The 26,015-nt window shown below is 37.5% G+C and carries 23 protein-coding genes; 18 read left to right on the top strand and 5 right to left on the bottom strand.

Going from position 1 to position 26,015, the window contains the following annotated elements; all coding sequences use genetic code 11:
• Window positions 1-93 precede the first annotated feature (93 nt).
• The 15 genes from RZN25_05680 to RZN25_05610 all read left to right on the top strand — a co-directional run bounded on the left by RZN25_05680 (window position 94) and on the right by RZN25_05610 (window position 15,512).
• Window positions 94-252 carry a hypothetical protein gene (locus RZN25_05680; GenBank protein MEQ6376315.1) on the top strand — a complete coding sequence of 53 codons (159 nt, stop codon included), beginning with the start codon at window positions 94-96 and terminating at the stop codon, window positions 250-252.
• A 36-nt stretch (window positions 253-288) separates the two neighbouring features.
• Window positions 289-2,001, top strand: coding sequence for a sugar phosphorylase (locus RZN25_05675; GenBank protein MEQ6376314.1), 1,713 nt, complete (start codon window positions 289-291; stop codon window positions 1,999-2,001).
• Window positions 2,002-2,020: 19 nt separating this feature from the next.
• The gene (locus RZN25_05670; protein ID MEQ6376313.1) at window positions 2,021-3,373 is read left to right on the top strand and encodes a glycosyltransferase family 4 protein; all 1,353 of its coding nucleotides are present in this window, start codon (window positions 2,021-2,023) and stop codon (window positions 3,371-3,373) included.
• A gap of 253 nt (window positions 3,374-3,626) precedes the next feature.
• Window positions 3,627-4,805, top strand: a complete 1,179-nt coding sequence (locus tag RZN25_05665) for a glycerate kinase (GenBank protein ID MEQ6376312.1) — start codon at window positions 3,627-3,629, stop codon at window positions 4,803-4,805.
• Between the two features lie 21 nt (window positions 4,806-4,826).
• Entirely contained in the window at window positions 4,827-6,287 is a 1,461-nt protein-coding gene (locus tag RZN25_05660; GenBank protein ID MEQ6376311.1) for an extracellular solute-binding protein, read from the top strand.
• Window positions 6,288-6,359: 72 nt separating this feature from the next.
• Window positions 6,360-7,283 (top strand): sugar ABC transporter permease, encoded by a 924-nt coding sequence (locus RZN25_05655; protein MEQ6376310.1) that lies wholly within the window; start codon window positions 6,360-6,362, stop codon window positions 7,281-7,283.
• A 12-nt stretch (window positions 7,284-7,295) separates the two neighbouring features.
• A complete protein-coding gene (locus RZN25_05650) occupies window positions 7,296-8,147 on the top strand; it encodes a carbohydrate ABC transporter permease (protein MEQ6376309.1) in 852 nt (283 codons plus the stop codon).
• 21 nt (window positions 8,148-8,168) lie between these two features.
• Window positions 8,169-9,278 carry an ABC transporter ATP-binding protein gene (locus tag RZN25_05645; GenBank protein MEQ6376308.1) on the top strand — a complete coding sequence of 370 codons (1,110 nt, stop codon included), beginning with the start codon at window positions 8,169-8,171 and terminating at the stop codon, window positions 9,276-9,278.
• A 218-nt stretch (window positions 9,279-9,496) separates the two neighbouring features.
• On the top strand, window positions 9,497-11,425 hold the full coding sequence (locus RZN25_05640) for a glycoside hydrolase family 125 protein (protein MEQ6376307.1): 1,929 nt from the start codon (window positions 9,497-9,499) through the stop codon (window positions 11,423-11,425).
• 27 nt (window positions 11,426-11,452) lie between these two features.
• Window positions 11,453-12,349 (top strand): ROK family protein, encoded by an 897-nt coding sequence (locus tag RZN25_05635; GenBank protein MEQ6376306.1) that lies wholly within the window; start codon window positions 11,453-11,455, stop codon window positions 12,347-12,349.
• A gap of 892 nt (window positions 12,350-13,241) precedes the next feature.
• Window positions 13,242-13,589 carry a hypothetical protein gene (locus RZN25_05630; protein ID MEQ6376305.1) on the top strand — a complete coding sequence of 116 codons (348 nt, stop codon included), beginning with the start codon at window positions 13,242-13,244 and terminating at the stop codon, window positions 13,587-13,589.
• 26 nt (window positions 13,590-13,615) lie between these two features.
• The gene (locus RZN25_05625) at window positions 13,616-14,080 is read left to right on the top strand and encodes a hypothetical protein (protein ID MEQ6376304.1); all 465 of its coding nucleotides are present in this window, start codon (window positions 13,616-13,618) and stop codon (window positions 14,078-14,080) included.
• On the top strand, window positions 14,055-14,432 hold the full coding sequence (locus RZN25_05620) for a hypothetical protein (GenBank protein ID MEQ6376303.1): 378 nt from the start codon (window positions 14,055-14,057) through the stop codon (window positions 14,430-14,432). The genes RZN25_05625 and RZN25_05620 overlap by 26 nt, the downstream gene beginning before the upstream one ends.
• 291 nt (window positions 14,433-14,723) lie before the next feature.
• Window positions 14,724-15,155: a hypothetical protein gene (locus RZN25_05615; protein ID MEQ6376302.1), complete on the top strand. Its 432-nt coding sequence runs from the start codon at window positions 14,724-14,726 to the stop codon at window positions 15,153-15,155.
• Between the two features lie 165 nt (window positions 15,156-15,320).
• Window positions 15,321-15,512, top strand: coding sequence for a YwbE family protein (locus RZN25_05610; GenBank protein MEQ6376301.1), 192 nt, complete (start codon window positions 15,321-15,323; stop codon window positions 15,510-15,512).
• A 273-nt stretch (window positions 15,513-15,785) separates the two neighbouring features.
• Here the strand turns inward: RZN25_05610 and RZN25_05605 are convergent, their stop codons facing one another.
• On the bottom strand, window positions 15,786-16,406 hold the full coding sequence (locus RZN25_05605) for a DUF3298 domain-containing protein (protein MEQ6376300.1): 621 nt from the start codon (window positions 16,404-16,406) through the stop codon (window positions 15,786-15,788).
• 561 nt (window positions 16,407-16,967) lie between these two features.
• On the opposite strand from RZN25_05605, the gene RZN25_05600 reads away from it, so the two are divergent.
• From RZN25_05600 to RZN25_05590, 3 genes are read left to right on the top strand one after another with little or no spacing between them, the layout of a single operon-like run.
• The gene (locus RZN25_05600) at window positions 16,968-19,094 is read left to right on the top strand and encodes a BglG family transcription antiterminator (GenBank protein MEQ6376299.1); all 2,127 of its coding nucleotides are present in this window, start codon (window positions 16,968-16,970) and stop codon (window positions 19,092-19,094) included.
• Window positions 19,095-19,110: 16 nt separating this feature from the next.
• Window positions 19,111-19,374 carry a PTS sugar transporter subunit IIB gene (locus RZN25_05595; GenBank protein MEQ6376298.1) on the top strand — a complete coding sequence of 88 codons (264 nt, stop codon included), beginning with the start codon at window positions 19,111-19,113 and terminating at the stop codon, window positions 19,372-19,374.
• 13 nt (window positions 19,375-19,387) lie between these two features.
• Complete coding sequence (locus RZN25_05590) at window positions 19,388-20,752, top strand: PTS ascorbate transporter subunit IIC (GenBank protein ID MEQ6376297.1); 1,365 nt, start codon at window positions 19,388-19,390, stop codon at window positions 20,750-20,752.
• A 603-nt stretch (window positions 20,753-21,355) separates the two neighbouring features.
• Here the strand turns inward: RZN25_05590 and RZN25_05585 are convergent.
• From RZN25_05585 to RZN25_05570, 4 genes are all read right to left on the bottom strand, one after another.
• The gene (locus RZN25_05585; protein ID MEQ6376296.1) at window positions 21,356-22,759 is read right to left on the bottom strand and encodes an MBL fold metallo-hydrolase; all 1,404 of its coding nucleotides are present in this window, start codon (window positions 22,757-22,759) and stop codon (window positions 21,356-21,358) included.
• A gap of 84 nt (window positions 22,760-22,843) precedes the next feature.
• Window positions 22,844-24,175 (bottom strand): ABC transporter substrate-binding protein, encoded by a 1,332-nt coding sequence (locus tag RZN25_05580; GenBank protein ID MEQ6376295.1) that lies wholly within the window; start codon window positions 24,173-24,175, stop codon window positions 22,844-22,846.
• A 96-nt stretch (window positions 24,176-24,271) separates the two neighbouring features.
• Entirely contained in the window at window positions 24,272-25,096 is an 825-nt protein-coding gene (locus RZN25_05575) for a carbohydrate ABC transporter permease (GenBank protein ID MEQ6376294.1), read from the bottom strand.
• An 18-nt stretch (window positions 25,097-25,114) separates the two neighbouring features.
• Window positions 25,115-26,005: a sugar ABC transporter permease gene (locus RZN25_05570; protein ID MEQ6376293.1), complete on the bottom strand. Its 891-nt coding sequence runs from the start codon at window positions 26,003-26,005 to the stop codon at window positions 25,115-25,117.
• Window positions 26,006-26,015: the final 10 nt, after the last annotated feature.

Below are 26,015 nucleotides of genomic sequence, written 5' to 3'. Positions count from 1 at the left end.
AAATAACAAAAAACCTTAAATCAAATAAGGTTTTTTTGTTTTGAGTAACATAGTAACCGTTTTTATATTTGTGTAAAATGAAGGAAACTAATCATGGGAGGACAATCAAAGGCTCCCATCTTCAGTAATATTAAAAATATCTGCAGAGGAATAGCCGAAGATGTATATAAAAATGGGATGATTGGCCCTAACTTTTTAAAGAACGCTTCTGAAACCATCCAGCAGAAAAACGTATCAATGAGTAGAGAATAGGTATCTTATAAAAAACTTTCCTAAAGGATGATTTATGTGAAAAACAGCAATGAAATACTAGAAAAATTAACGTTTGTGTATGGAAATGAGAAGGCTCAGCGAATAAACAGCCAGATTGAAAAGCTGAAAGATAAGTATATTGAAAAAGAAACTTTCAATAATAAATGGATTGATGAAAAGGATATTATGGTAATTACCTATGGGGATTCCATTAAAGAAGATGGAAAAACTCCTCTTCAAACTCTAGATGAATTTCTAGTCACCCATGCAAAAGAAGAAATAAGTGCGGTTCATATTTTGCCATTTTATCCGTACTCCTCTGATGACGGATTTTCTGTAATTGATTATAAAGAAGTGAATCCTGAACTTGGAAATTGGGATGATATTAAGAGGCTTTCGAACCATTTTGATTTAATGTTTGATGCTGTTATTAATCATATCTCTCAGCATAGCGAGTGGTTCCAAGAGTACGTAAAGGGTAACCCAGAATATGAAAACTATTTTATTGAAGCAGACCCAAATGCAGACTACAGTAAGGTTACAAGACCTCGAGCTTTACCATTATTAACAAAATTTGAAACAAGTAAAGGTCCGAAATATATTTGGACAACCTTTAGCGATGATCAAATTGATATAAATTTTGAAAATGAAAAGGTCTTTTTAGAAATTCTTGAACTATTAATCATGTATGCAAAAACAGGTGCGCGATTCATTCGTCTTGACGCAATTGGCTTTATGTGGAAAAAATTAGGAAGCAATTGTATTCATTTAGAAGAAACACATAAGATTATTCAAATTTATCGTAAGGTACTTGATGAAGTTGTACCAGGTACAATCTTAATTACAGAGACAAACGTACCTCATCAAGACAATATTAGCTATTTTGGTAATGGATACAATGAAGCGCAAATGGTGTATCAATTCCCGTTACCACCACTAACTTTGTTCTCGTTCCACAATGGAAATGCAACTCAATTATTAAAGTGGGCTGATTCATTGGAACCAACATCTGAGCAAACGACCTTCTTCAATTTTCTTGCGTCACATGATGGAATTGGAGTTCGTCCTGTTGAAGGAATTTTAACAGTCGAAGAAGTGCAAGGCATGCTTGAGAAAGTTACAGAAAACGGAGGGTTTGTATCCTATAAGGACAATGGAGATGGTACGAAAAGTCCTTATGAGTTAAACATCAACTATCTTGAAGCATTATCTAGCGTTAATGATAGTAATGAAACAAAGGTAGCTCGCCTTATTGCGGCACAATCCATTTTATTATCGATGATGGGTGTTCCAGGAATTTATATCCACAGTCTTCTAGGGTCAGGTAATGATTTGAAGGGTGTGGAGGAAACGGGACGCTACCGTTCCATTAACCGAGAAAAATTAAATAGAACTCAGCTAGAGGAAGAGTTAAAGCAACCAGAATCTGTTCGTTCACTTATTTTCTCTCAGTTTAAAAAGATGATTTCACTCCGCAAATCACAGAAGGCTTTTCATCCAAATGCCCTTCAAGAGGTACTGTTTTTAGACGAGCGTTTATTTTCAATTAAGCGTACATCCTTAGATGAGCAAGAAGAAGTTGTGGTGCTAATCAATGTATCAAACGAAACTGTATTTATTCAGGAATCAGTTCGTATTGAAAAGGGTAAGAACTTAACCGATTTAGTATCAGGTAAAAAAGTAGAAAATAAAGATGGAATTATTAACATTGAAATTGTGCCATATCAAGTCTTATGGCTAAAAGCATAATTCAACAAGGGGTGATAACGTGAAAATTGCATTGGCTCATTTTCGAGTTGGGGAAACAGATGGTGTGTCGTTAGAAATGGAAAAATGGAAGCTTGCACTTGAAAAGATGGGGCATGAGGTACTCTTTTTGGCAGGAAGTGGAGGGCAAACATCCGCGTATGTAATTGAGGAGCTTTATTACATGCACCCGTTAAATAATAAGTTTGTATATAATGCCTATGATCGATTGATGGATTATGAAGATGAGGAGTCCTTTAAGAACGATATCCTTCTATTTACTTCAAAAATAGAACAAAAGTTAATGAAATTTATAGAGAATGAAAAAATCGACGTGCTCATTCCAAATAATATCTTATCGTTGGGGTGGGGATTGCCTGCAGCGATTGCATTTTATCATGTAGCTGAAAAGATGAATATTACGTATCTTTGTCATCATCATGATTTTTACTGGGAAAGGGAGCGCTATAGTACTCCAACTTGCTCATTTATCAATGACTGGTTAGAACAATATTTTCCGCCAGCATTAGACAATGTGAACCATGTCGTGATTAACAAAATTGCACAAGATGAATTAATAGAACGACGAGGCATTTCATCTAAGGTTGTTCCGAATGTATTTGACTTTGATGGTAAACGATGGATAGTTGACGATTATAACTATGATATAAGGGAAACGCTTGGGCTTGATGAAGACGATATCATAATCTTACAGGCAACTCGTATTACAGAACGAAAAGCAATTGAGCTCGGAATAGATGTTGTATCTGAAATCCAACGCCAAGTGAAAGGGATGGTTGGAAAAAAGCTCTATAATGGCAAGAAAATTATTCCAACTACAAAGGTAGTTTATGTTCTAGCGGGATTACCTGAATCAATGCCTAGGTATCTGGAATTATTGAAAAAGAAAGCCAACCAACTTGATGTGGATATCCGTTTTGTAAATGAACGAGTTGACCATTCACGAAGATTGGAAAACCAGCTTAAGATTTACTCACTCTGGGATGCATACGTGATTGCGGATTTTATCACATATCCAAGTATTTTAGAAGGTTGGGGAAATCAGCTGTTAGAAGGAGTTTTCGCGAAAAAACCAATTGTAATCTATGAATATCCTGTCTTTCAAACAGACATAGCAGATAAGGAGTTTATGTTTACAAGTTTGGGTGGTCAACATACCGTGGCTTCAAACGGCTTAATTGAGGTGCCAGCTGATAAGGTGGTGCAAGCAGCACAAGAAATTGTTAGGATTTTAACCGATCCAACGCTTTATCAAACTTGTACAGACCATAATTTTGAACTCGGCAAAAGATATTATTCCTATGAGGCATTACAACAATATTTAGAAAGTGTTATGAAACCTCTTTTCGCATAAGCGTAGGAGGTTTTTTAAATAATAAGACCGGTATTTATGTTCTCTGTAACAAAAATTCCTGTGTTAACTTTGTTATGAGTAACATAGAAAACGCTTTTATAGTTTTGTATGATAATAGCAAGCCAGTCAAATTGTATGTACAAGTTAAGTGCTAACATGTGCGCATAAAAAATGGAGATGCAGGAAACGACATTCTCTATCAAGATTTATGAGGAAACTACTGACTCTACGGCCGACAAAAGGAGAGAATAATATGAAAATTGTCATTGCACCTGATTCCTTTAAAGGGTCGGTGCCAAGTACGAGTGCTGCGGCCAAAATTGAAGATGGCATCAAGCAAGAAAATAGTGACATAGAGACAATCAAGATACCAGTAGCTGATGGTGGAGAAGGTACAGTAGAAGCCTTTTTAACATTCATGAATGGTGAAAGGGTGATTGAATGGGTCGAGGATCCATTAGGGCGAAGTATCGAAGCAGCATATGGCTGGATTGAAGAAAGTAAAACAGCAATTATTGAAACCGCTTCCGCATCCGGATTGCCGTTGCTTTCTGAAACTGAGAAAAATCCTCTTAAAGCCTCAACGTTTGGGACAGGCCAACTCGTTAAAAGTGCGTTAAAACGAGGAGCCAAGAAAATCTTGATTGGTCTTGGTGGCAGCGCAACTGTCGATGCGGGTACAGGGTTTTTGCAAGCACTTGGTGTAAAATTTTACGACGAAAATCATCAACCTCTAAAAGGTTGCGGAGATTGTTTGGGGAATGTCCAATCAATAGATTGTTCACAGCTATACCAAAACCTACATGAAGTAGAAATCACGATTGCATCAGATGTAACAAACCCGTTACTAGGAAAAAATGGCGCTGTCTATGTTTTTGGGCCGCAAAAGGGCATTCAAAATGAGAAACTTGAAGAATTCGAGAAAAACATGGAGCATTATGCTTCAGTTGTAAACAGAACAGTATCGAAAAATGAAATTGATTCACCTGGAAGTGGCGCTGCGGGTGGTTTTGGTTATTCATTACAATCGTTTTTAAAAGTTGAGATGAGAAGTGGGTTTGAGTTAATTGCGGAAGCCAGTAATCTTGAACATCACATCAAAACGGCAGACATAGTGATTACCGGAGAAGGAAAGTTCGATACACAATCGTTAAATGGTAAGGCCCCGGTGGGAATCGCAAGAATTGCAGCAAAGTACCATGTACCAGTTGTTGTTTTTACAGGTCAGTTTGAAGGTGATATGTCATCCTTAAAGCAAGAGGGAATACACCTAGTGTCACCAATTGTTGACCAAGTTATGACTCTGAATGATTCAATGGGAACGGGTGAGGAATTACTTGAACGTGCTGCAAGAAGATTAATGAAAGCGATTGAATTAGGAAGAATCACAAATAACTCAGGATTTAAAGTTATAAACACTTTAAAAATATAAAATATTAGGAGGAAAACCTTCATGAAAAAGTTATTTTCAATCATAATGACTGCAATGCTTTTAGTTGGGATTTTAGCTGGTTGTTCAGGCAGTGACAATTCAAATGCTTCAAAAGACACGGGCGAAGAATTCAAAACTGATGAAATTACTCTGTACATCCGTATGATGGAAGCACAAGATAAGTGGTTTAGAGAAAACATTATAAAAGGCTTTGAAAAGGAATATGGGGTAAACGTTAATGTTCGTACGTATGAGTCTGGTGTTGATTTAGAGAACGTTCTAAAGCTTGACAAAGACAAGAACACAATCGGACTTATTAAAACTTTACACTCTGACTTAGTACCATTTGTGGAAAAAGGATTAATGATGGACCTTGAAACTGCAGCTGGTGAAAAAGTAAAAGAAGATTTAAAAGAGTACACAGATATCTCTATTGAAATGGGAACTATTAACGGGAAACCATACTATATCCCAAGAAAAATTGAAACAAACACATTGCTTTATGTGAAGTCTAAGGTGCAAGACGCAGTAGACAACTGGTCAAAGTTTGAAGGCGATATTGAATCAATGTTTAAAGCTGAAAATAGTGTTGGGCTTCCTGCAGATTATGCACTTGAAGCAGATCCAAACGAATGGGATTGGTACGACCTTGCTGTTGTAGGATATTACTGGTCAAACACAGAGTATGATGGTTCAACAGAGCCAAGAATCGCACACCGCGCACAGAAATATGAAGGAACAACAACGGAGCTTGTAACAAAGGTATACCAAGCAGGTGGAACTCCAGAAGATGTACTTGATATGAATTCACAACCAGTAAGGGATATGTTCCAATGGGAAGTATTCATGAAAAACAATAATCTATATAACCCAGGTATGTGGGAAGAAGGTTGGTCAGGTGGTGGAATCTGGCAAGCAATGGCTAACGGTAAAGTATATTTAGCTTTTATGCACCAAATCGATGCTTTCTTTATACACGGTGGATCTGACCCAAGTATGACTGGTTATTTGGCAAATCCAGATGACATGGGATTAGCAATTATGCCTAAAGGTGTATCACTAGACCTTGAAAATGGTCAACCAGTTCGTGAAGGCTCACACGGATCTCAACTAGCAGGATTCTGGTGGGGTATTCCACAATCAACTCCAGATGCAGAACTTTCTTATGAATTAGCTCGTTGGATTACAAATGCAGAAAACCATAAAGCAGAAGCACAACAATTTGGTATGATGCCAATTCGTAATGATATCGTAGAAGACCTTGGCGGTACATTTGCTGAAGAATGGATGCAAGAAGTATTTGATGTAGCAAACCTTCAAGTGGAGGAAGGCGTTCAAAAAATGCCTCAAGTAACAGTATGGCCTGAATATGTACAATTGTATTTAGATGCATGGTATGACATTGTAGTTGATGAAAAATACACAGTAAATCAAGGGATTACTGAGGTTTATGGCCCTAAGTCACAAGAATTAAGCAAGTAACACGATGATTAATGGTGAAAGAGGGAGCACGTTCCCTCTTTCCAATTAATCTTTTGGAATGGAGGATCGTTTATGGGTCTATCAGAAAAAAATGAAGAAAAACGAAGCTTCGTTAATAAGATCAAAAAGAATAGCTTTTTGCTTCTTACGTTAATACCAGGCTTTCTCTATATATTAGCGTTTTTTCTAATTATCGTTTTCTTTATTTTACAGATGTCTTTAACAACGTATGTTGGGGGAATGGTAGAAACCAGTCCAACCTTACAAAACTTTGTAGATTTAACGAGTAGTGAAGAATTTAAAGATGCATTTTCTCGAACTTTTGTGTTTGTTATCATTTCCACCCCTCTTCAACTTATAACTGGTCTTGTGACAGCAATAATTGTCAACAAAAGTTTTAAAGGAAGAGGAATTGTACGAAGTATTTTTCTATTACCCCTTGCAATTCCAACCATTGTTACGACAGCAACGCTATTGTTACTATTCTCCAAAGGTGGACATGTAACGAGCCTACTTATGGGGGACTATAGCTGGTTTCCTGCAATTGTAGATTATGAAATTTCGTTCCTAAACAATGAAACACTTGCAATAGGATTATCTATCCTAGGTAAGGTATGGCGTGATACGCCGATTTCAATGTTGATTTTATTAGCAGGTCTACAATCAATTGATGAATCTCAATATGAAGCAGCTAAGACAATGGGAGCAAATAGTGTAAGGCAGTTCATGTATATCACAATTCCACTATTAATCCCAGCTATTTCTTCGGTTTTAGTATTACGTTCAATCGAAGCTTGGAAAGAGTTTATCTTCCCGTATATCTTAGCACCGTCATATCCGATTTTGGGCGTATTGATCGAGAAATATTTCGTACAATTGAACAATCCGGGAATGGCAGCGGCAATTGGTGTGATTTTAATTTTCTTAATTGTCATCTTTACAGTATTCTTGAACTGGCTCTTGAAAAAAGTAAACGAGCTCTTAGTAAGAGTGTAAGGAGGGGACATAATGATGAAAAAATGGAGCATAGAAAAAATCTTTTGGCTATTTTTAATGGTTTTCTCGATTGTAATCGTGTTGTTTCCAATATATATCATGTTTAAATATTCAATCAGTGACCGTACAAGCTGGATCACAGGTGGCAAATATCCAATCCCTTGGTGGCCCTTTGACCCAAACTTTGAAATGTATAGCTACTACTTATCTGATGGCCGTTTCTGGTCAAGTGCTTGGTTTAGTTTAAAAATTGCATTTTTAACGATCATTATTTCAATGGGCTTAGGTGCACCAGCAGCATATGCCTTGGCGCGCTTTAAATTTTGGGGAATTGGCCTCGTTTTATTCTTAATCTTATCTGTGCGTATGTTCCCAGATGTATCATCTGTACTACCAGTTGCGCAATTCTTTAATTTGGATATCATTTATAACATTCCGATTACACTGAAGGTAGCGATGGGACACACCTTATTAGGACTTCCGTATATTATCTTAATTGCAATTGGAGTATTCCAGACGATTCCGATTGATCTAGAAGAGCAAGCCCAAGTAATGGGGGCAACAAAATTCTACGCATTTACTAGAATTATCTTACCAGTCGCATTACCGGGTTTAGCAGCTGGTGCAATCTATGTGTTCTTATTATCATGGAATGAATTTGTATTTTCTTATTTCATTACGGCAACATCAACAGCTGATGTGATTCCGTTACCTGTTTACTTAAAAACATTATTAGGTGCATTCTCACCAAACCCTGTATCGATTGCAACGTTATCATTATTAGTATCATTGCCAGTTATCATTTTTACATTTATTGTGCAAAAATACATGATTGCAGGGGCAACAGCAGGTGCTGTGAAATAATTGCTTTAGGAGGGTGAAATAATGGCAGGACTTCGTCTTGAACATATGCAAAAAAAATATCCGAATGGCTTTGAAGCTGTTAAGGATTTAAGTATTGAAATAAATGATGGTGAATTTATATCACTTGTTGGCCCGTCAGGCTGCGGTAAATCAACTACACTTCGGATGATTGCTGGGCTTGAGGATATCAGTGGTGGAAAGCTATTAATTGGCGATAAATTGGCAAACAATGTCGCTTCAAAAGACAGAGGTATTGCGATGGTATTTCAAAGTTATGCGCTATTCCCACATATGACAGTGGCAGCAAACATTGGTTTTGGGTTAAAGATCAATAAAGTAGATAAAAAGATTCGTAACGAAAAAATTGAATGGGCACTAGAACTATTAGATTTAAACGGATTAGGTGACCGCAAACCATCTGAACTATCTGGTGGTCAACGACAGCGTGTTGCGTTAGGACGTGCATTAGTACTTGATCCAGAGGTGTTACTATTGGATGAGCCACTAAGTAACCTTGATGCAAAGCTTCGTGTCAAAATGAGAACAGAGCTTAAGAGAATTCATAAGCACTTAAAATCTACAATTGTTTATGTAACTCATGACCAAGCAGAAGCGATGACACTTAGTGACCGTATCGCTATTATGAAAAATGGTGACCTCATGCAAATCGGGACACCAACTGAGATATATACAAATCCAGCAAATCGATTTGTTGCAGGGTTCATTGGAAGCCCTCCAATGAACTTCTTAGAAGGTGAACTTGTAAAAGAAAACGGAATTTATACGTTTGTAAATAACGAAGCGAAATTTGCTCTACCAAATAGTATGAAATCGTATATTGAAACAAACATTACGCAAAAAGAAGTCATTTTAGGCATGCGTCCTGAAGATCTTCAAATCAGTCTTAAGCCAGTGACAGATGGAATTGAAGGTGTGTCTATTGTAACTGAAACTCTAGGATCTGATGACTTTATTGCTATTGAGGTTGGCAAGAAATTATTTAGTGTTCGTACAGAGCCAGGCAGCAATTTTCCATCTGACCGAAAAGTATACCTCACTCCTGCAGAGGACAAATTACATTTATTTAACAATGATGCGATATCTGATGATGCAAAGGTACGATTTGCATAATTGAGCATTTGCCTTTAGCTCGCCAATTGGCGGGCTTTTCTTTATAAGATAACCAGAAAGTATAAAATTCACTTTGAGAATTGTCCAGCTTCAGTGCCTAGCTCCCTGAGTCGCTTTGGGCCAACCACTTGTCACGGCTGACTAAGTAACTTGCTCTTTTCTTATAAATCCTGTATTCTGGATAATTTCATATTATTTACAATTTGGAGGATAAACTAATGCAGTTACAAAATGTAACAAAAGTAGCTAATCTACTGCCATTACTTGAAAGTTCCCTACAAAAACCGGTTGATGTGGGGAATGGTTCACTCGCTGTAAGTATAAATCAGGAAGGACGAATTTGTTCAATCAACCGACCCCACCATGAGCATGGATATATGACACTAGCATCAGTGGAGCAATTTCCGAATGATAAGTTTTATGATACACCTTTTGTTAGAAATTACAGAAGACAACTTGCTGTAAGCTCAACTGGGTTTGGATTCTGTCCATTTGGTTTTAGTAAGAAACCAACGGTGTATCTACAGGATGGAAAATTCCCAACTTATAAATATGAAGATAGCGGTGTTGAAGTCTGCTCAACATTTTTTGTTGAAAAAACAAATGGTGTTGATGTACTTATTCAACAATTGGAACTTGAAAATAAGGGTGAGAATGATAGTTTACTACCAATTGAATTCTCAGGACAATTAAGTTTAAATCGTAGCAGCTATGGGCAGCTGACAGAGGGTGGTCCAATCCCAATTCCACCTGTGGAAAATAATCTTTCCATAGAAGGTAACAAAATCGTACTTCAAAATGTAAATTTAGGAGCACGGGCAGAAATTTTGGTGTTTGAACAAAGCAAACCATTTATTTTAAATGCAGATAAAAAATCTGCAGACCACTCTCTTGAAATAAATCAAACCTTTGAGGTTGAGTTACAGGGGAATGAAAAGAAAATTGTAACTGCTATATATGTAGTAGGAGATGATGCGGAGCGTCAACTTCTAGGGGAAGGTCTCACGATAAAACAAAATCAAACTATACAAGAAGAACTTGCTAGACCGATTGATTGGAAGGAGTTCGTGATTAATCGCAATATCGATTATATTGTGAACTGCTGCGCGGTGCCAATAGGAGAAGAATCATATTGCATCATTACAGATCATCAGCTATTACCATTGGCATGGAATAGAGATGCATATTATATGATGCAGTTATTATTTGCTTCACTGGACTATAGAGGCGGAGAAGAGTTGCAACAAAAAGTTCAAGCTATCATTAAAGGACATCTCATTTGGATGTTTGAAAAAGCGGGACGTCCCGATGGATACTGGGGAAGAGCTTATTTAACGAATGGCTATAGTAAGGATCAGATTTTTCAGCTTGATCAGCAATGTTACCCTGTGTTAGAACTGTGCGATTATTATCATAAATTCAAAGATAGAGCCATTGTGGAACGAGTTCTTCCGACTGTGAAGGAAGTCTTTACGATGCTGATGGAGCACAAGAGTGAAACCCATTGGTTATTTAAAACAGCTGAAACACCAGCTGATGATGAAGTGGAATACCCATACCATTTCTCGAGCCAAATAATTGTGTGGAAAATGTTAAAGGAACTAGATAAACTTAACAAGGACTTACATCTTTTCGAAGAAAACCTTGGTGAAATGGCGAAACATGTTAAAAAGGACTGTTTGACTTATTTCACGTACAATAAGGACGGGAAGGAATTATTCGCTTATTTAACAGATTTAAATGGTGGCTATCAGATTTATCATGATGCCAACGACTTACCAACTGTTTTTGCACCGATTTGGGGATTCTGTGATCGTTCGGATTTAAAATGGCTCTCAACCATGGAGTTTGCTTTTTCTAAAGAAAATAAGGGTGGATACTATGCAGGTGCATATGAAGGGCTTGGTTCAGTGCATACCCCTCATAAATGGCCACTAGGCGATGGCCAAGAGTTACTATATGCCAGCCTGATTAATCATAAAGAAAAAAAAGAATATGTAATGAATAAACTACGTGAAACAGTTCAATGGGATGGTATGTATTCAGAGGCTGTTTATGAAGAAACTGGTGAAGTTGCATCTAGACATTGGTTCTCATGGCCAGGTGCTTTTATATCCTATGTATTCCTTTTCTTAGAAAAGAATTAACCTAACCTTTTGGAGGGATTACCTATTATGACGAATTACACAACAATTGGCATAGATTTAGGTGGAACAAATCTCCGTGTAGCATTAGTAGATGGACAAGGAACTATTTTAGATGAACTTGAAAAGGGTACAGAGCATGAAAAAGGACCGGATTATGTAATGGGTAATATGGTTGAAATGATTCATGCTGTAAAAGGAGACAAGTTGATTTCAGGAGTGGGAATTGGATCCCCGGGTCCTTTAAACTCTAAAACTGGAATCATAATAGAGCCACCGAATTTAACAGGATGGTCTAATGTTCCGATTGTTGAAAAGTTATCAAAAGCGCTCGGAATCGAAGTCGCTCTCGACAATGATGCAAATGCAGCAGCCCTAGCGGAGGCAACAATAGGAGCCGGAGCCGCCCATGAAAGTGTATACTACATTACTGTGAGTACTGGGATTGGTGGAGGCTTTATCGTTAATAAAAAGGTGTTTCAAGGTGCACAAGGGTATGCAGGTGAAATTGGGAATATGATTGTTTCTCCAAACGGACGTAAGCATTCTAATCTCAATCCAGGTGCACTTGAGGCACTGGCAAGTGGGACGGCAATCTCTGCTATTGGACGCGAAAAGCTGGGAATAACAGAAGGTGCAGCTGAAGTGTTTCAGTTAGCAGAAAAAGGGAACTGTGCTGCTCAACAAATTATTGACGAAGCGCTTCAATATCTGGCAATCGGAATTGCGAATCTGGCTCATTCGATTAATCCCGAAGTGTTTGTACTCGGTGGAGGTGTTATGAAATCTAGGAATCAGGTACTTGAACCTCTCCGTGAAAAAGTTAAAGCCCTAGTTTACCCTGGACTATTAGATTCAATTAAGATTGTTCCAGCTGGATTGGGCTCAAAAGCTGGAGTCGTCGGTGCAGCACTTCTCCCTCGTTAAATAGAAGTTTTCATGTTATAGTATTTTACGGTTAAAATAGGCAAAGAAGAAATAAAAGGAAGTGTAAGTATTGAAAGAACCTATTTTGATACCTCTCTTTCAGGAACGAAACGAAGAACTGAATTTGGTTTCCGATCTAACAGGTAAATGCTGGGCTGTGTCTGCCCATCCAATTGGACAGAGTTTTGTGAGCAATGGCCAGTTTAAAGGGGTGTGCTGGTAGGGGCGGTTCTATTAGGGAACAATCGGAGGTTTTGCACGAAAGAGAACCCAACGGGCAGTTTTAAATTAACCGTTGGGTTTTCATTTTTATAAGTTTGACCTGAATCGGCAAAATTTTTGATTGCCCAGAAGGACGAAGTCGCGGCCTTAAATAGAATTACAATTACCATTAAACCGTCAAAAAATATACATATTTAAAAAAGGGTTTTTACGTCGAAAAAGTCGGAAAATACGGAGATTCAATCTTTTTTCTGTTTTTTAAATATTTCAGCACTTTTAACAGGATTAAAACTCAGAAAAGTTCAATATTCCATCTTTGCTACAAAGGGTTTAGCTTTTTTGCCATCGCGTAGCGATTTCGTTCTTCTCATCGTGAATTTCCTTTATTTACAAGGGTAGAAAGGCCGAAAACCCCGACTTGTTTGCGAAGAAATAGAGTCGGGGGATTTTATTATGTTTACAGTCTAACTATATTGGAGTGAGATTCGTCAGACAACAGCTAAGCCGCCATTCATGCTTCTTGAAAATACTCATCATTTCACGAAAAAGAAGGATATCTGTCCATTGTTACTGAATTATTATTAAGTATGCGGTGGTGTTCATACTATTGAAAAGGTTTTTTGTTGAGAATATAATTGTTATAGGGTGAAGTATACATTGGAAGATAGCAATGAAAGAAGAGGTTTTTATTAATTTTAAATATAAGTTTCCTGAGGATTATAATCCATTTTACTCAAATGGAGCATATGGTGGGATTAATCCTAGAGGTGAAATTGTAATGAATTTTTATTTTGAAAGAAATCCTATTCCTTATGAAGAGAAAAGGTTTATAAATGAAAAAGGTGAATTTATTGGTGAGCCTGAGCTAGAACCAGAAAACCATAAAACAAATGTTATTAGATACGTGTCTACAGGTGTAGTTATGAATCTTGATTCTGCAAAATCTTTATATGATTGGTTAGGAAAACATATTGATACTTTAGAAAAAGAAGATCAGAGTGGAGGAGATAAATCATAATTTTTGTCGCTTATGATACTCTTCCTATGTATACTCCTCAAATTAGGGAAAACTCTACATTATCTACCTCTTCGCTAGTAAGAAATTTAGAAAGTGCATCCACCCAAAGACTAAATACACAATATTATAAACAGGTTAAAGAATATCAAAAAAAACGATTTAATCTACAAAAACTTTATTCGTTTAAAGAATTAGAATTAAACTGGAATAATAATCAAGGTCTACCTTTTGATAGAGAGATAATTTTATTTTGTATAGATATAGTAAGCTCATTAACTAAGCAACCTGATGTTTTTCCAACAGGGAGGAATAGTATTCAATTAGAATACGAAAAGGAAAATGGGGAGTATTTAGAATTTGAAGTTTTTCAAAACCAAATTAATGTATTTTATATGAATGGAAATGATGATGAGAAAGAAGACATCCTATCAATTACAGAAAAAAACCAAATTAACGAGATTGTAAGTGAATTCTATGAAGGAAACAATTGACAAAAACGAATGTTTGTTTAGGAAGGTTAAAAAAATCCTAACTTTTGGAAAAATGAGCAGGGGAGACCAGCGTCAGCTCTATTTAAAGATTCAAAAGGTGTATCTGTGGATAGAGATGGTGGAAGAGATGAGCAAGAAGTTATCTCGGCCTTTATTAAACGCATTGGGAAGGGCTTTAGTTAGTGTTGATGCATCTTTTTGTATGGATATAGGTACCCATCTTGTTTATGCTCCTTTACAAGATAATGAATATCATGCAGAAATTCATGATTCTTTAGATAAGGTAACATTGCACCCCAAAAAGGCAAAAAAATTGGCTAACCATTGCAGTTTAGTTGCATTTTTTGATTAATATTTAATATCGGATACCAAAAAAAACAAATATTATTCTTAGAGAAAAAACCAGACCCTTTGTTTGCGGTCTGGTTTTCTTATGGTTGTTCAGTTTGGCTATGTGTTTGGGCGTTTCTTCTTTGACTTCTTGATGAAATTCTTCGTAGGTGAGGTCGAGTGCGTCTAGGATGGTAACAACGGTTGAGGGTTGAAGGGGGTTCTTTAATAATATATTCTCGTTTTTAATAAAGGATAAGAAAAGGTTGTATAATAATCTTGTAAATATTAAGCGAGAGTTTAGGGTGAGTAGATGACTGTTGATAGAAGAATCGAGTTGAATAGGAATTATAAGCCTTTACCGACATATGAAGGGGATGAAGTATTCAGAAATGGATTCTTTTATTTTAATATCACGAGAATTCTGGAGCAAATTGAATCTGGTGGTATTCGGGTAGAGGAAGAGGTGATGGATGTAGAGGACTGGTTCAAGTCCCATTTTCATCATGGTTCAATTAATGAGGGACATCTTCCAACGGTAGACGTAACAAACCCTATTTTGCTGGCAGAGATTCGGCCGGGTATGTTTAATGTCATAGATGGGAATCACCGGATAGAAAAAGCTTACCGAGAAGGAATTCCTACTATTCATGCCTATCGCTTGAGAGGAGAGCAGCTTTTGCCGTTTTTTACGGAGGAAGATAGATATCGATCGTTTGTGGATTATTGGAATTCGAAGTTGTGAAAAATCTATAGTCACCGTGATGCTCCGAATTAGGGAGAATGCTGACTAATCCTCCCCCTTAACAGAAAACATCAGTTGGTTTACTCTATAATAACGTAAATTAAGTGATATAAGAACAACACAGCAAGGATATCGAATGCAATAATACAAGAAGGGATGATTTTCTTGAACGGTAAGAATCGAAAAGATGTACAGGTTGGATTTACGGTTGATATTGTCTTAAAACAAGATCAAAAATCAGGCAAGCTAACAAGGGGAGTAGTTAAAGATATTTTAACGAATTCAGCAACTCATCCACATGGAATTAAAGTTAGGCTTGAGGATGGGTCGGTTGGAAGAATAAAGGCGATTCATTAAATGTATCTCTCGGTTATGACCGGGTGTTTATATAAATAGTTACACTTTTTATAATTTGGGAGAGTGAAATTTATCTAGCTTCAGCGAAAAAGCTTCATTGAGTGATCTTCGAAGGGTGCTTGCACTTTACTAAGCTTGTTGAGAGAAGTGCCTTGCTAAACGCAATACGTCCGGTTATGTTTTCAGAGTACTTTTTTGTATAATATTTCCAAAAGCAGATAAGGGGCTAGAGAGATGCTGTTAGTATCTTGGAATCCCACTCTGCTTTGTCCGTTAATTGTTCGCTGCCATTCGACCGAGTGGTCCGTTTTCATTGATAATATCTTGTAAGTCGTAAACAGAGATTGGGAACATAGGGAACCCAAACACATATGGAGTAAGTTCGTAAAGTTGGAAGTAGATTACTAGTGTTTTGTCTGCGATGTAAAATTCTTGATTGGGTTTAATTGTTTTGAACTCTGTAAGTGTTGGAATCTCACGTTGGTTTATTTGGTTTTGAATTTGGATTGAGATTTGTTCGATATAATTACTTCCAGGTTTGAATAAATCATGAAGTGTGCATGATGTACCTTTTATTAAATCAAATGTTAACGATTTTAGATAGGTCATCCCGTGTGCAGCATGGTAATGGTAAGCATAATTTGAAAATAATAAACTAAGAACGTCGCGCTGGTTATTTTTCATTTCGTAAGTTCCAAGCATTTCTACCAATGGTGAGGGCATTTCTCCCATTTGTTGATTAATAAGTTTTTGGGTTTCGCCTATTATTGACTGATTTATATTGTTTTGTAATTGCTCGTTTTGCATGCTGATTATTTTAGGGTAGTAGATTTCCTTGTTTGGTCCATAGCTAGATTTCATGGTAATCATGTTGACTGGTAATGAAATGTTCATTTTCATTCATCCTTTAGGCTTTTACCCTTAACATATTCTTGAGGGGGAAAAATGGTTCCTGGTGTGCCTGGCACTTCCTGGTTAAAGTTGGACTTATCCATTAATATACCAAGATAAACTAATAATAAAATTTGTGTTTTAATGGTGTTTCACAATTAATCATGGTGATTTACCAAGTATTACATGGAAGGTTGCCATTAGCAACACCTGACATGGAAAAATACTTATTTCCTCTATTACGGTAAAACAGTATTATTATTTTCTTTTTTAAATAAGTTTAGGAATATTAACATGATTTTTTCCTTATTTTCTATGTGTTAAATTCATTGTAACTATTTGTATAATTTTAACTATACTTACATTAGCTAATTCTATTATCTTGTTTTAGACAAAATAGTAAACCCAATCAATTAATAGTATAATTTTGCACAATTGGTTTATACGAAATTAAGGTTTTGTAAGCATTTACATCATTTAATTGTAGGTTTTATAATATGGATATATAGTTAATTAACTATTTTCAAAAAGTCTAAAATTGCACAAGTGCAAAGGTTGGATAATATGACGTTAGATGAAAGGTGTACACAAATCATTACAGCACTTTTAAACTCTGATGAGTATGTATCTGTGGATTGGCTGACGAGCCAATTGGGTATTTCCAAACGAACGTTCTATTATGATGTTCCAAAAATTAATGACTGGCTTGAATCAAATCATTTGGAGCCTGTCAAGAAGCAATATGGGAAGGGTTATTATCTAGAAGAAGAATCAAGGAAAGTTGCTTCTAACTTAATAGGTAAAATAAGTAGTGTTCAGTATTTTTACAGTCAAGAAGAAAGAATAACCTTAATTGCTATTAAGCTACTAACCAATCAACGTGATGTGTTTATGGAGGATTTGATGGAATTGACACAGGTTAGCAGAGCAACGGTTTCAAGTGATTTGAAAGAAATCAAACGTGTTTTTTTAAATGAAAATTTAAATGTGAATTTTCAACGTAATACGGGCTATAAGGTGATAGGTAAAGAAGAGGATAAGAGGGGGCTGTTAGTAAACTATCTAGCAGAGTTAATCACTACAAAGAATGATTGGAATAACTTGATAGATCAGCAGATTAATCTGTCTCTCCATGGAAGTGATTTGGAAACCAAAGATTTTTCTCTCCATCTCAACAGGATGAGGATTTTTATTGAAGATTGTGAAAAAGAGCTATCTATTGAACTAACAGACGAAATGGTTCATCTTCTTGCCTTGAAATTGTTGGTCATTACTCAAAGGTTGTTGCTCGGATATCGGATTCAAGTTGACGCTGATGAACAGGAAGTTTTAAGATCGACTAAGGAATACCAAGCGGCGAAGAATATTGCTCTAAAGCTTGAGAGGACTTATAACATTCAGATTTCTAGCAACGAAATTGGGTTTATTACGATGAATCTCTTGGGTTCAAAGGTAAACTATTCTGAACTGGAGCAAAACCAAAGTAAAGAAATGGATAAGTTACGCTTAACGGTAAAGGATATTGTTCAGGATTTTCAAAACTATGCCGCTGTTCTTTTCCATGATGTTGAGCAGCTAGAAGCCTCACTGTTCAAGCATTTAAAACCAGCGTATTACCGGATTAAGTATAATGTTAGTTTGAGAGATGAAACCTCGGAGAAGTTGCGGAAAGAGTTTCCTGATATTTTTAAACTCACAAAGAAGTCTATTGGTAGATTTGAGGAGTTACTTGGAGGACCAGTAGATGATTCTGAAGTAGCCTATATAGCTATGCATTTGGGTGGTTGGCTTCAACGGGAAGGAAAAAAGCCAGTTCAAAGAAAAAAGGCCATTATCGTTTGTGAGAATGGACTGGGTACATCTAACATATTGTGGGGACAGTTAGAAAAAATGATTGCTGCCGTTGACATTATTGGTTGTGTTTCCAAAAGGCAGTATGAAAGCAAAGAGTATGACGTAGACTTTGTATTTGCCACATCTTCTGTCAACAAGAAAAGGCATCCTGTACTCATCGTCAATCCCATTCTGACAGATAGGGACAAAGAAGCAGTTTTATCATTTGTTAATAACTTTAGTGATTTTTCTTTAGATCAAAAAATAGGAACTCCTACCCTTCATACCATCATGAATGTTGTAAGAAAGCATACTTCCATCATAAATGAAAAAGAACTAATTCAAGATTTATCTTTATTATTCAGCCTGGACCAAAGTACAACTATGATCAGGGAGGAAAAACCTGTGTTAAATGAATTGCTTACGAAGGAAACCATTCAATACCAATCCAAGGTAGCTAATTGGAAGGAAGCCATTCGAGTCGCCTCTGAGCCATTGATTGTTAATAAAAGCATTACAGAGGATTATGTAGATGCGATGATTGCCAATGTAGAAGAACTGGGACCGTATATTGTCATTGCTCCAGAGATTGCTTTACCTCACGCTCGACCAGAGTGTGGAGTCAAAAAGATAGGCATGAGTCTTCTGCGACTAGAAGATAGTGTTTATTTTTCAGAAAAAGAAAAGCATCGAGCTAGGCTGATCGTAGTCCTAGCAGCTGAAGACAATGAAAAGCATTTAAAAGCATTGGCACAGTTGTCCACCATGTTTTCCGACGAGGGCGTTTTGGAAAATCTGATGAAAGCAAAAAACGAGGAAGAAATCATGGAATATATTAACAAATATTCAGCTGTATAGAAGGAGGATTTGCTATATGAAGATATTAGTAGTTTGCGGAAACGGATTAGGAAGCAGTTTTATTGTAGAAATGAATGTAAAAGCCATTTTAAAAGAGTTAGGTATTGAGGCTGAAGTTTCTCATACCGATTTAACTACAAGTAAATCAGAAGATGCTGATTACTATTTAGGGGCAGCCGATTTACTTGAAAATTTAGAGGATGGGAAGCGAAATCTTATCAAGTTAAATAACATTATGGATAAAAAGGAACTTCGTGAAGCATTAGAAAACAATCTATAGGAGGGTTTAATTTATGATCGATTTAATCATGAATGACATACTTGGTACTCCTGCAATATTAGTTGGTTTATTTGCACTTTTAGGATTGCTTTTACAACGTGCGGCTATTACGAATGTGGTCTCTGGCACATTAAAAACGGTTATGGGGTTTGTTATATTAGGTGCGGGAGCTAATGTCATCGTTGGTTCTTTGAGTAACTTTTCAGCTATGTTTGAAGATGCCTTTAACATTCATGGGGTTATCCCAAACAATGAGGCAATTGTAGCTCTAGCCCAAGATGCGTTTGGTACAGAAACAGCCATGATCATGTTATTCGGTATGTTAGTTAACATTCTATTAGCTCGTTTTACTCCATTTAAATATATCTTCCTTACTGGACACCATACGATGTTCATGGCTTGTTTGATCGCTGTTATATTAATGACTGGAGGATTATCTGGCGTACCGCTTGTATTTATTGGCTCAATTATTTTAGGATCTCTTATGGTTCTAATGCCTGCTCTTATTACACCTTATACACGTAAAGTAACTGGAACAGATGACTTTACAGTTGGTCATTTTGGAACTATTGGTTATTTTGTTTCTGCCTTTGTGGGTTCTAAAGTTGGCAAAAACTCTAAATCTACTGAAGAGCTAAAAGTTCCTAAGTCTCTTGGATTTTTACGGGACACTTCAGTTGCCGTATCGTTAACTATGTTTCTTCTCTTTTTTATCGTAGCTTTATTCTCAGGTCCTGCATTTATTGAAACGGAATTAAGCGGAGGAACCAACTTCTTGGTATTTTCTTTCTTGCAAGGTTTAACCTTTGCTGCAGGTGTCTATATCATCCTTGCCGGTGTACGTATGTTGTTAGCTGAAATTGTTCCAGCATTTAAGGGTATTGCAGATAAGGTTGTTCCTAATGCTATTCCAGCATTAGACGTCCCAGCGGTTTTCCCTTTTGCAAATAATGCTGTAATTGTTGGATTCTTATTTAGCTTTATCGCAGGTTTAATCAGCATGTTCTTACTTCCACTCGTTGGATTAAGTGTCATTGTCCCAGGACTTGTTCCTCACTTCTTTACTGGAGCAGCAGCAGGGGTATTTGGAAATGCAACAGGTGGTAGAAGAGGCGCCATCTTTGGGTCCATGGCTAATGGATTCCTTATCAGCTTCTTACCAGCCTTGCTCCTTCCAGTTCTTGGTATTCTTGGATTTGAGGGAACTACTTTCGGAGATGCGGATTTCGGGGTAGTTGGCGTTGTACTTGGTGGTATTGTTGAAATCTTCTCATCACCAGCAGCATTCATCTCTGTTATACTCGTAATCCTAGCTGGAATCTTTGGAATTGGAATCGCAAAAAACAAAAAAACCGTAAAAGAAGAAGAAGCAGCTTAAAAGTAAAATTTTAAAGAACCAGACCTTCAATTGGTCTGGTTCTTTTTTTGGGACATTGACTATTGTGGCCTAACCCCAGCTCAGCTAAAGTGTGAAGCGTTAATGTTTTAAAGGGTAATAGTGTCATATTCCGCAAAATGAAAAAGCTATATGCTCTTCACTCGCAGCAGAGGACTTTTCAAATAATAAGATGTATATGCTTATAGCCACTCGATTTTACCACTCGTGACATGTTGTTTACCGGTGAACGCCAAAGGGATTTACCGACTAATGCCAACATATTTACCAACTTAACCCCCCCTACAATTTACTAGTTTAGTAAGCTGTGGGGGGGTACTTTATAAAAAACGGATCGTAGTTGCTCAACTTTCGCAGAGTGAAAACGACAAATATATGGCATTAAAATAGCCATTATAAACGCAAAACCGGTGGGATTAGCTTCATCGGTTTTTATACTACTCTAGGGAAAAGTATCGGAAAGCCTATGATATCAAGGGCATTTTAATTATGCGATTGATTAATGAAGGTGGGAGATGTTTTGGAGAATGGATAGAGACTGTTTTGGGACAGTGAACCTAACCTGTCCCTTGTTCTGCCCTTGTCCTATTTCACTTCTTCGGTCATCTTTCCACCAGTTAAGATATAGGTTACTCCATAGGATGGCAATAGTTGTATGCCATGTTTGGACTTCAATCGTTCAGGATGAAAACTATGAAGCGGAATTAAAATGGCAGGATCCAGTTCGTCCACGATGTACTTCAAGTGCTGAGGGATTGCATGTCCGCCGGTGCCAATCTCCATCCGTTCAAGGCCGATATTTTGTAAGATTTTCTCAAGATTTTCAAAAGCAGGGTCAAAAGAGCCTAAAGGTACTCCATTAGAGTGAAGGTAAATTCCATCTTTAACGTGAAGATCGAAAAGCTCCAATGAATGCTGATACGAATTTTGCACGAAAAATTCGTTTGGATGTTCATTTATATCTTTATAAGATACGGTAGGCAAGGTGTCTAACAGTTTAACCTGCCATTCAGGCAAGGAGTTATTTGCCTTTGCTTGTCGCAAATCTTCTGATTCATAAATAAAGAAATCAACCTGAGCTAATAATTTGCTTGTGATTTCAGCCGTTGAAATCTCTAATACCACTTTCCGATTCGAAATTCTCGCGGCTTCGATTATACCTTGAATGCGGTCCATATTGCGGTGATAAATATTAAAAATACCAATCCCCTTTGTATCCTTTAGGATTTCTCCCATTTTAATCGGAATCATTTTTTCGGTTACAAGGTCACTAGGGAGGAGGGGACTAGCCATAAGTTCTTCACTTGTAGGTTCCTCATCTCCACTTAGAGTGGTTCCTTCCATGATTACCGCATCGAAGCCTTTAGCTTTTGCCGACTTGATAAACGATTCAATGCGATCCGGATGAGCTCCGTGCATTCTGAGGTCACCAGTATAAACGATTGCGCCATCTGGTGTTTCCAAATGATAGGCACAAGCCCCTAGAACATCATGATCAACGATGAGCGGAGTAATTTTAATGTCTCCAACAAAAAAAGCCTGATTATATTCGCAGCTTTGATAACTACGTGAACTGGATACTCCTTCACCAACCGTTTCTAATGCTCCATATAAACGAAGAGAATCACTGGTCATGTAGACAGGAATTGAGGCATCAATCGCCCCCATAGCACCCATATGGTCCAGATGCAAATGAGAGATAAGTACCGCGGTCTCGCGCTGATCTTCTTGTGCAGAAAGAAGGGAAGGCTCGTGTAAGAGTGCCTCTTTATGGTAGATGCCGTCAATCTTATGAAGCATCCCTAATTTTAAATAATCTCGTATAAAAGCAGATGGACGCTGCTGGACTTGGCCGTCAAAAATATTTGAAGCAGGAGAATAGACGAATCCAAAATCAAAAAGAACCCGTGAATTTCCATATTCTAAGGAAATAATGGTCCCGCCGATAGTTCGAAGTCCACTATAAAATGTTAAAGTAGTTTTGCTCATCAAAGATACACATCCTTTTAGTTAATCGTAAAAACGTAGGAACCTGAAAAATATCCAGGTTCCTACTATTAATTGTTTGTTCCATTACTTCCCAAGTTCTTTATTGGCCATTGCTTCCGCTGCTTCTAACCCTTCCTCAACGGTTAACTCGCCAAGTAGTACTCGATCAAGTTCCTTCGCGACTGCATTTTTCAAACCATAGGCACCAACAATACGTGGATCATAGAACCCAGCATCAAATTGCTGTTCACCAACACCGTATGCAGGGTTCTCTGCAGTGTAAGCTTTCCATTCTTCACTTTCTAAAGCAGAGTAGCGGACTGGCAAGTAACCAGAAGCCATAGCCCATTTCGTTGTGTTTTCAGTGTTGATAAGGAATTTCATGTATTCCCAAGCAGCTAGTTTTTCCTCATCAGAAGCGGAGGCAAAAATGGAAACATTCGTTCCGGCAAACGGAGTGGCTGCTTCTTCACCAGCAGGTAGAACGGCAGCAGACCAGTTAATCCCATTTTCCTCTGCTGGACCGGCAACATAAGGGATACCCGCAGAAGAACCGATATAAAGAGCTACATCTCCACGAGTAAATGGCCCAGACATATAACCATCCTCACCAGCTGTACGTGCAATTCCATCTTGAATCATTCGATTTACAAATTCTAAAGCCGTTTTTCCTTCAGGAGAATTCATCATGAACTCCCCGCTAGCTTCATTAAAATATTCTCCGCCAGCTTGGTGAACCCACTGGTTGAATTCTAAAGTAACAGAGTTTTCTAAACCAAGGCCAACGACTTGTTTCCCGTCTTTTTCCCCAGTTAACTTTTCAGAAGCAGCGCGAAGTTCTTCCCAAGTTTTTGGTACTTCAACACCAGCATCCTCTAGGTAGTCAACGTTGTAGAACATGATTCGTGTACTTTTGTTGAAAGGCAATCCATAATATTTTCCATCCCAAATATTGGCTTCACGGAAAACATCGACGATATCATTTAATTCTTCTTCGCTCATACCATACTCTGAATGATTTACATATGGAGTTATGTCTGCAACTAAATCATTTTGAAGATATTCGGTAATCCAATCTTCATAAGCTTGAGTCATAACAGGGAGAGTATTTGCTTTTGCAGCGGCCATATTCTTTTTAGACAAATCATCATAGCTGCCTTGGTTTACAAGTTTTACCGTGATATTTTCTTGAGAACCGTTAAAATCATCTGTAATTTCCGTTAAAACTTTCTCGTGGTCACCGCTCATTGCGTGCCAAAATTCAATTTCAACCGGTGAATCAATGACCACTTCTTCAGAGCCATTCTCTGAATCGGAGCTTTCATTTTCAGTATTAGTTGATGCCTCGCTATTTCCACATGCAGCTAAGATGAGCACGAATAATAAAGTGAAAACTGACATGAATAATTTTTTCAAAGTTTTATCCTCCTAAATTGAGTTTAGTAATATACAAAATCGAACCTGGACGATGCTTGAGTTGAAGTACCACCCCCCTTAATGGTTTAAATGGTGCTAGCCTTTAATCCCAGCTTTCGATACACCTTCGATGATGTATTTTTGTAAAATTAAATAAAGAATAATCATTGGCAGAATAATCATGGTTGATGCGGCCATGAGTAATTCATAGACGGTCCCAGCCTCGGTACTAAAGGAGGTGAGTCCGACAGGTAGCGTGCGCATTTCCTTTGATTGGGTCACAATTAGTGGCCATAAAAAGGCGTTCCAACTGCCAATTGCTTTTAAAAGGGCGATTGTTATTAGCGCTGGTTTCGCTAATGGAACCATAATTGTCCAAAGGAACCGGAAATTACTGCATCCATCCATCTTCGCCGCATACGAAAGTTCTTGCGGGATCCCTAAAAAATACTGACGCAATAAAAAGATGGAGAAAATACTTGCGAGCCATGGAACAATCAGTGCTTCGTATTGATCAATCCAACCAAGGTTTGATAGTGTCACAAAGTTCGGGATTAATAGAACCTCACCAGGTACCATCATTGTTCCAAGTAAAACGGCAAAGACTATGTCACGGCCATAAAAGTGAATTCGTGAAAAGGCATAAGCGGCGAGAATCGTTGTTAGCAGTTCGCCGATTGTCGATAAGATGGTGACGATTAAACTATTCAGTGTATATCTAGCAAATGGCGCCATCTCCCATGCGATTGCATAGTTTTCCCACTTAAGGTCAGAGGGAATCCACACAGGTGGCATCCTCATTACTTCACCCGCAGATTTTAGAGATGTACTAACCATCCAAATAAACGGCAAAAGCATTAAAGCACTTCCAAGAATGAGAATGAGATAGATGAATCCTTTTGATAAAGCGGCCTTTTGCATTCGTTTCTCCCCTTTCCACTAGTAAGTCACCCTGCGTTTTCCAATGTATAGTTGGACAAGGGTAAAAATAAAAATAATGATAAAAAGAATGTAGGCAGCAGCGGAGGCAATGCCAAATTCCCATTCGTTGTAAAATTTTTCATAGATATAATAGACTATGGTTTGCGCACTGTATGCAGGTCCGGGTTTTCCGTTGAACAAAGCAAAGATTTCATCAAAGACCTTAAAGGAATTGATGATTGCTACGATGCTGACAAAAAAAGTCGTAGGGGACAGCATTGGAACAGTCATATGCAAAAATCGTTTCCAAGGTCTTGCCCCATCCATTTGGGCGGCTAAGTAATATTGTTGATCGATATTTTGCAATCCGGCTAAAAAGATGATGATGTTATAGCCTAAGCCTTTCCAAATACTCATAATAATCAGTGCCGGCATCGCCCATTGTGGGTCGGTTAACCATTGAATTGGATCAACTCCGAACAGGCCGAGAAAGTAGTTGAATAGACCATAATCGGTATGGTAAATCCAGCGCCAGACGATGGAAACGGCAACAACCGAAGTGACGAAAGGTAAAAAGTAAATCGACCGGAATATTCCGCGAAATTTAATCTTGGAGTTTAATAGAATCGCAATACCGAGTGAAAGAAGAATCGACATGGGCACGACGCCAAGAACGAAAATAAATGTATTTTTCATCGCGACCCAAAACTCGGAATCATTAAAAATAAACATAAAGTTATCAAAACCATATTCATGGACAATGTCTTTGAAGTAGTCATAGTCCGTATAAAAGCTCATTAAAAACGATTTGATAATGGGATAAATATTGAAAACCCCTAAAATAATTAGAGCAGGTGCTAAATAGAGAAGGGCTTTCAATGTTGATTGTAAAGTTGGTTTTTGCTTCAACAGTGGCCCT

Source organism: Bacillaceae bacterium S4-13-56 (assembly GCA_040191315.1).
Taxonomy (GTDB): Bacteria; Bacillota; Bacilli; order Bacillales; family JAWJLM01; genus JAWJLM01.
Note: the sequence above shows the minus strand (reverse complement) of the source record. Positions and strands in the feature narration are given on the sequence as shown.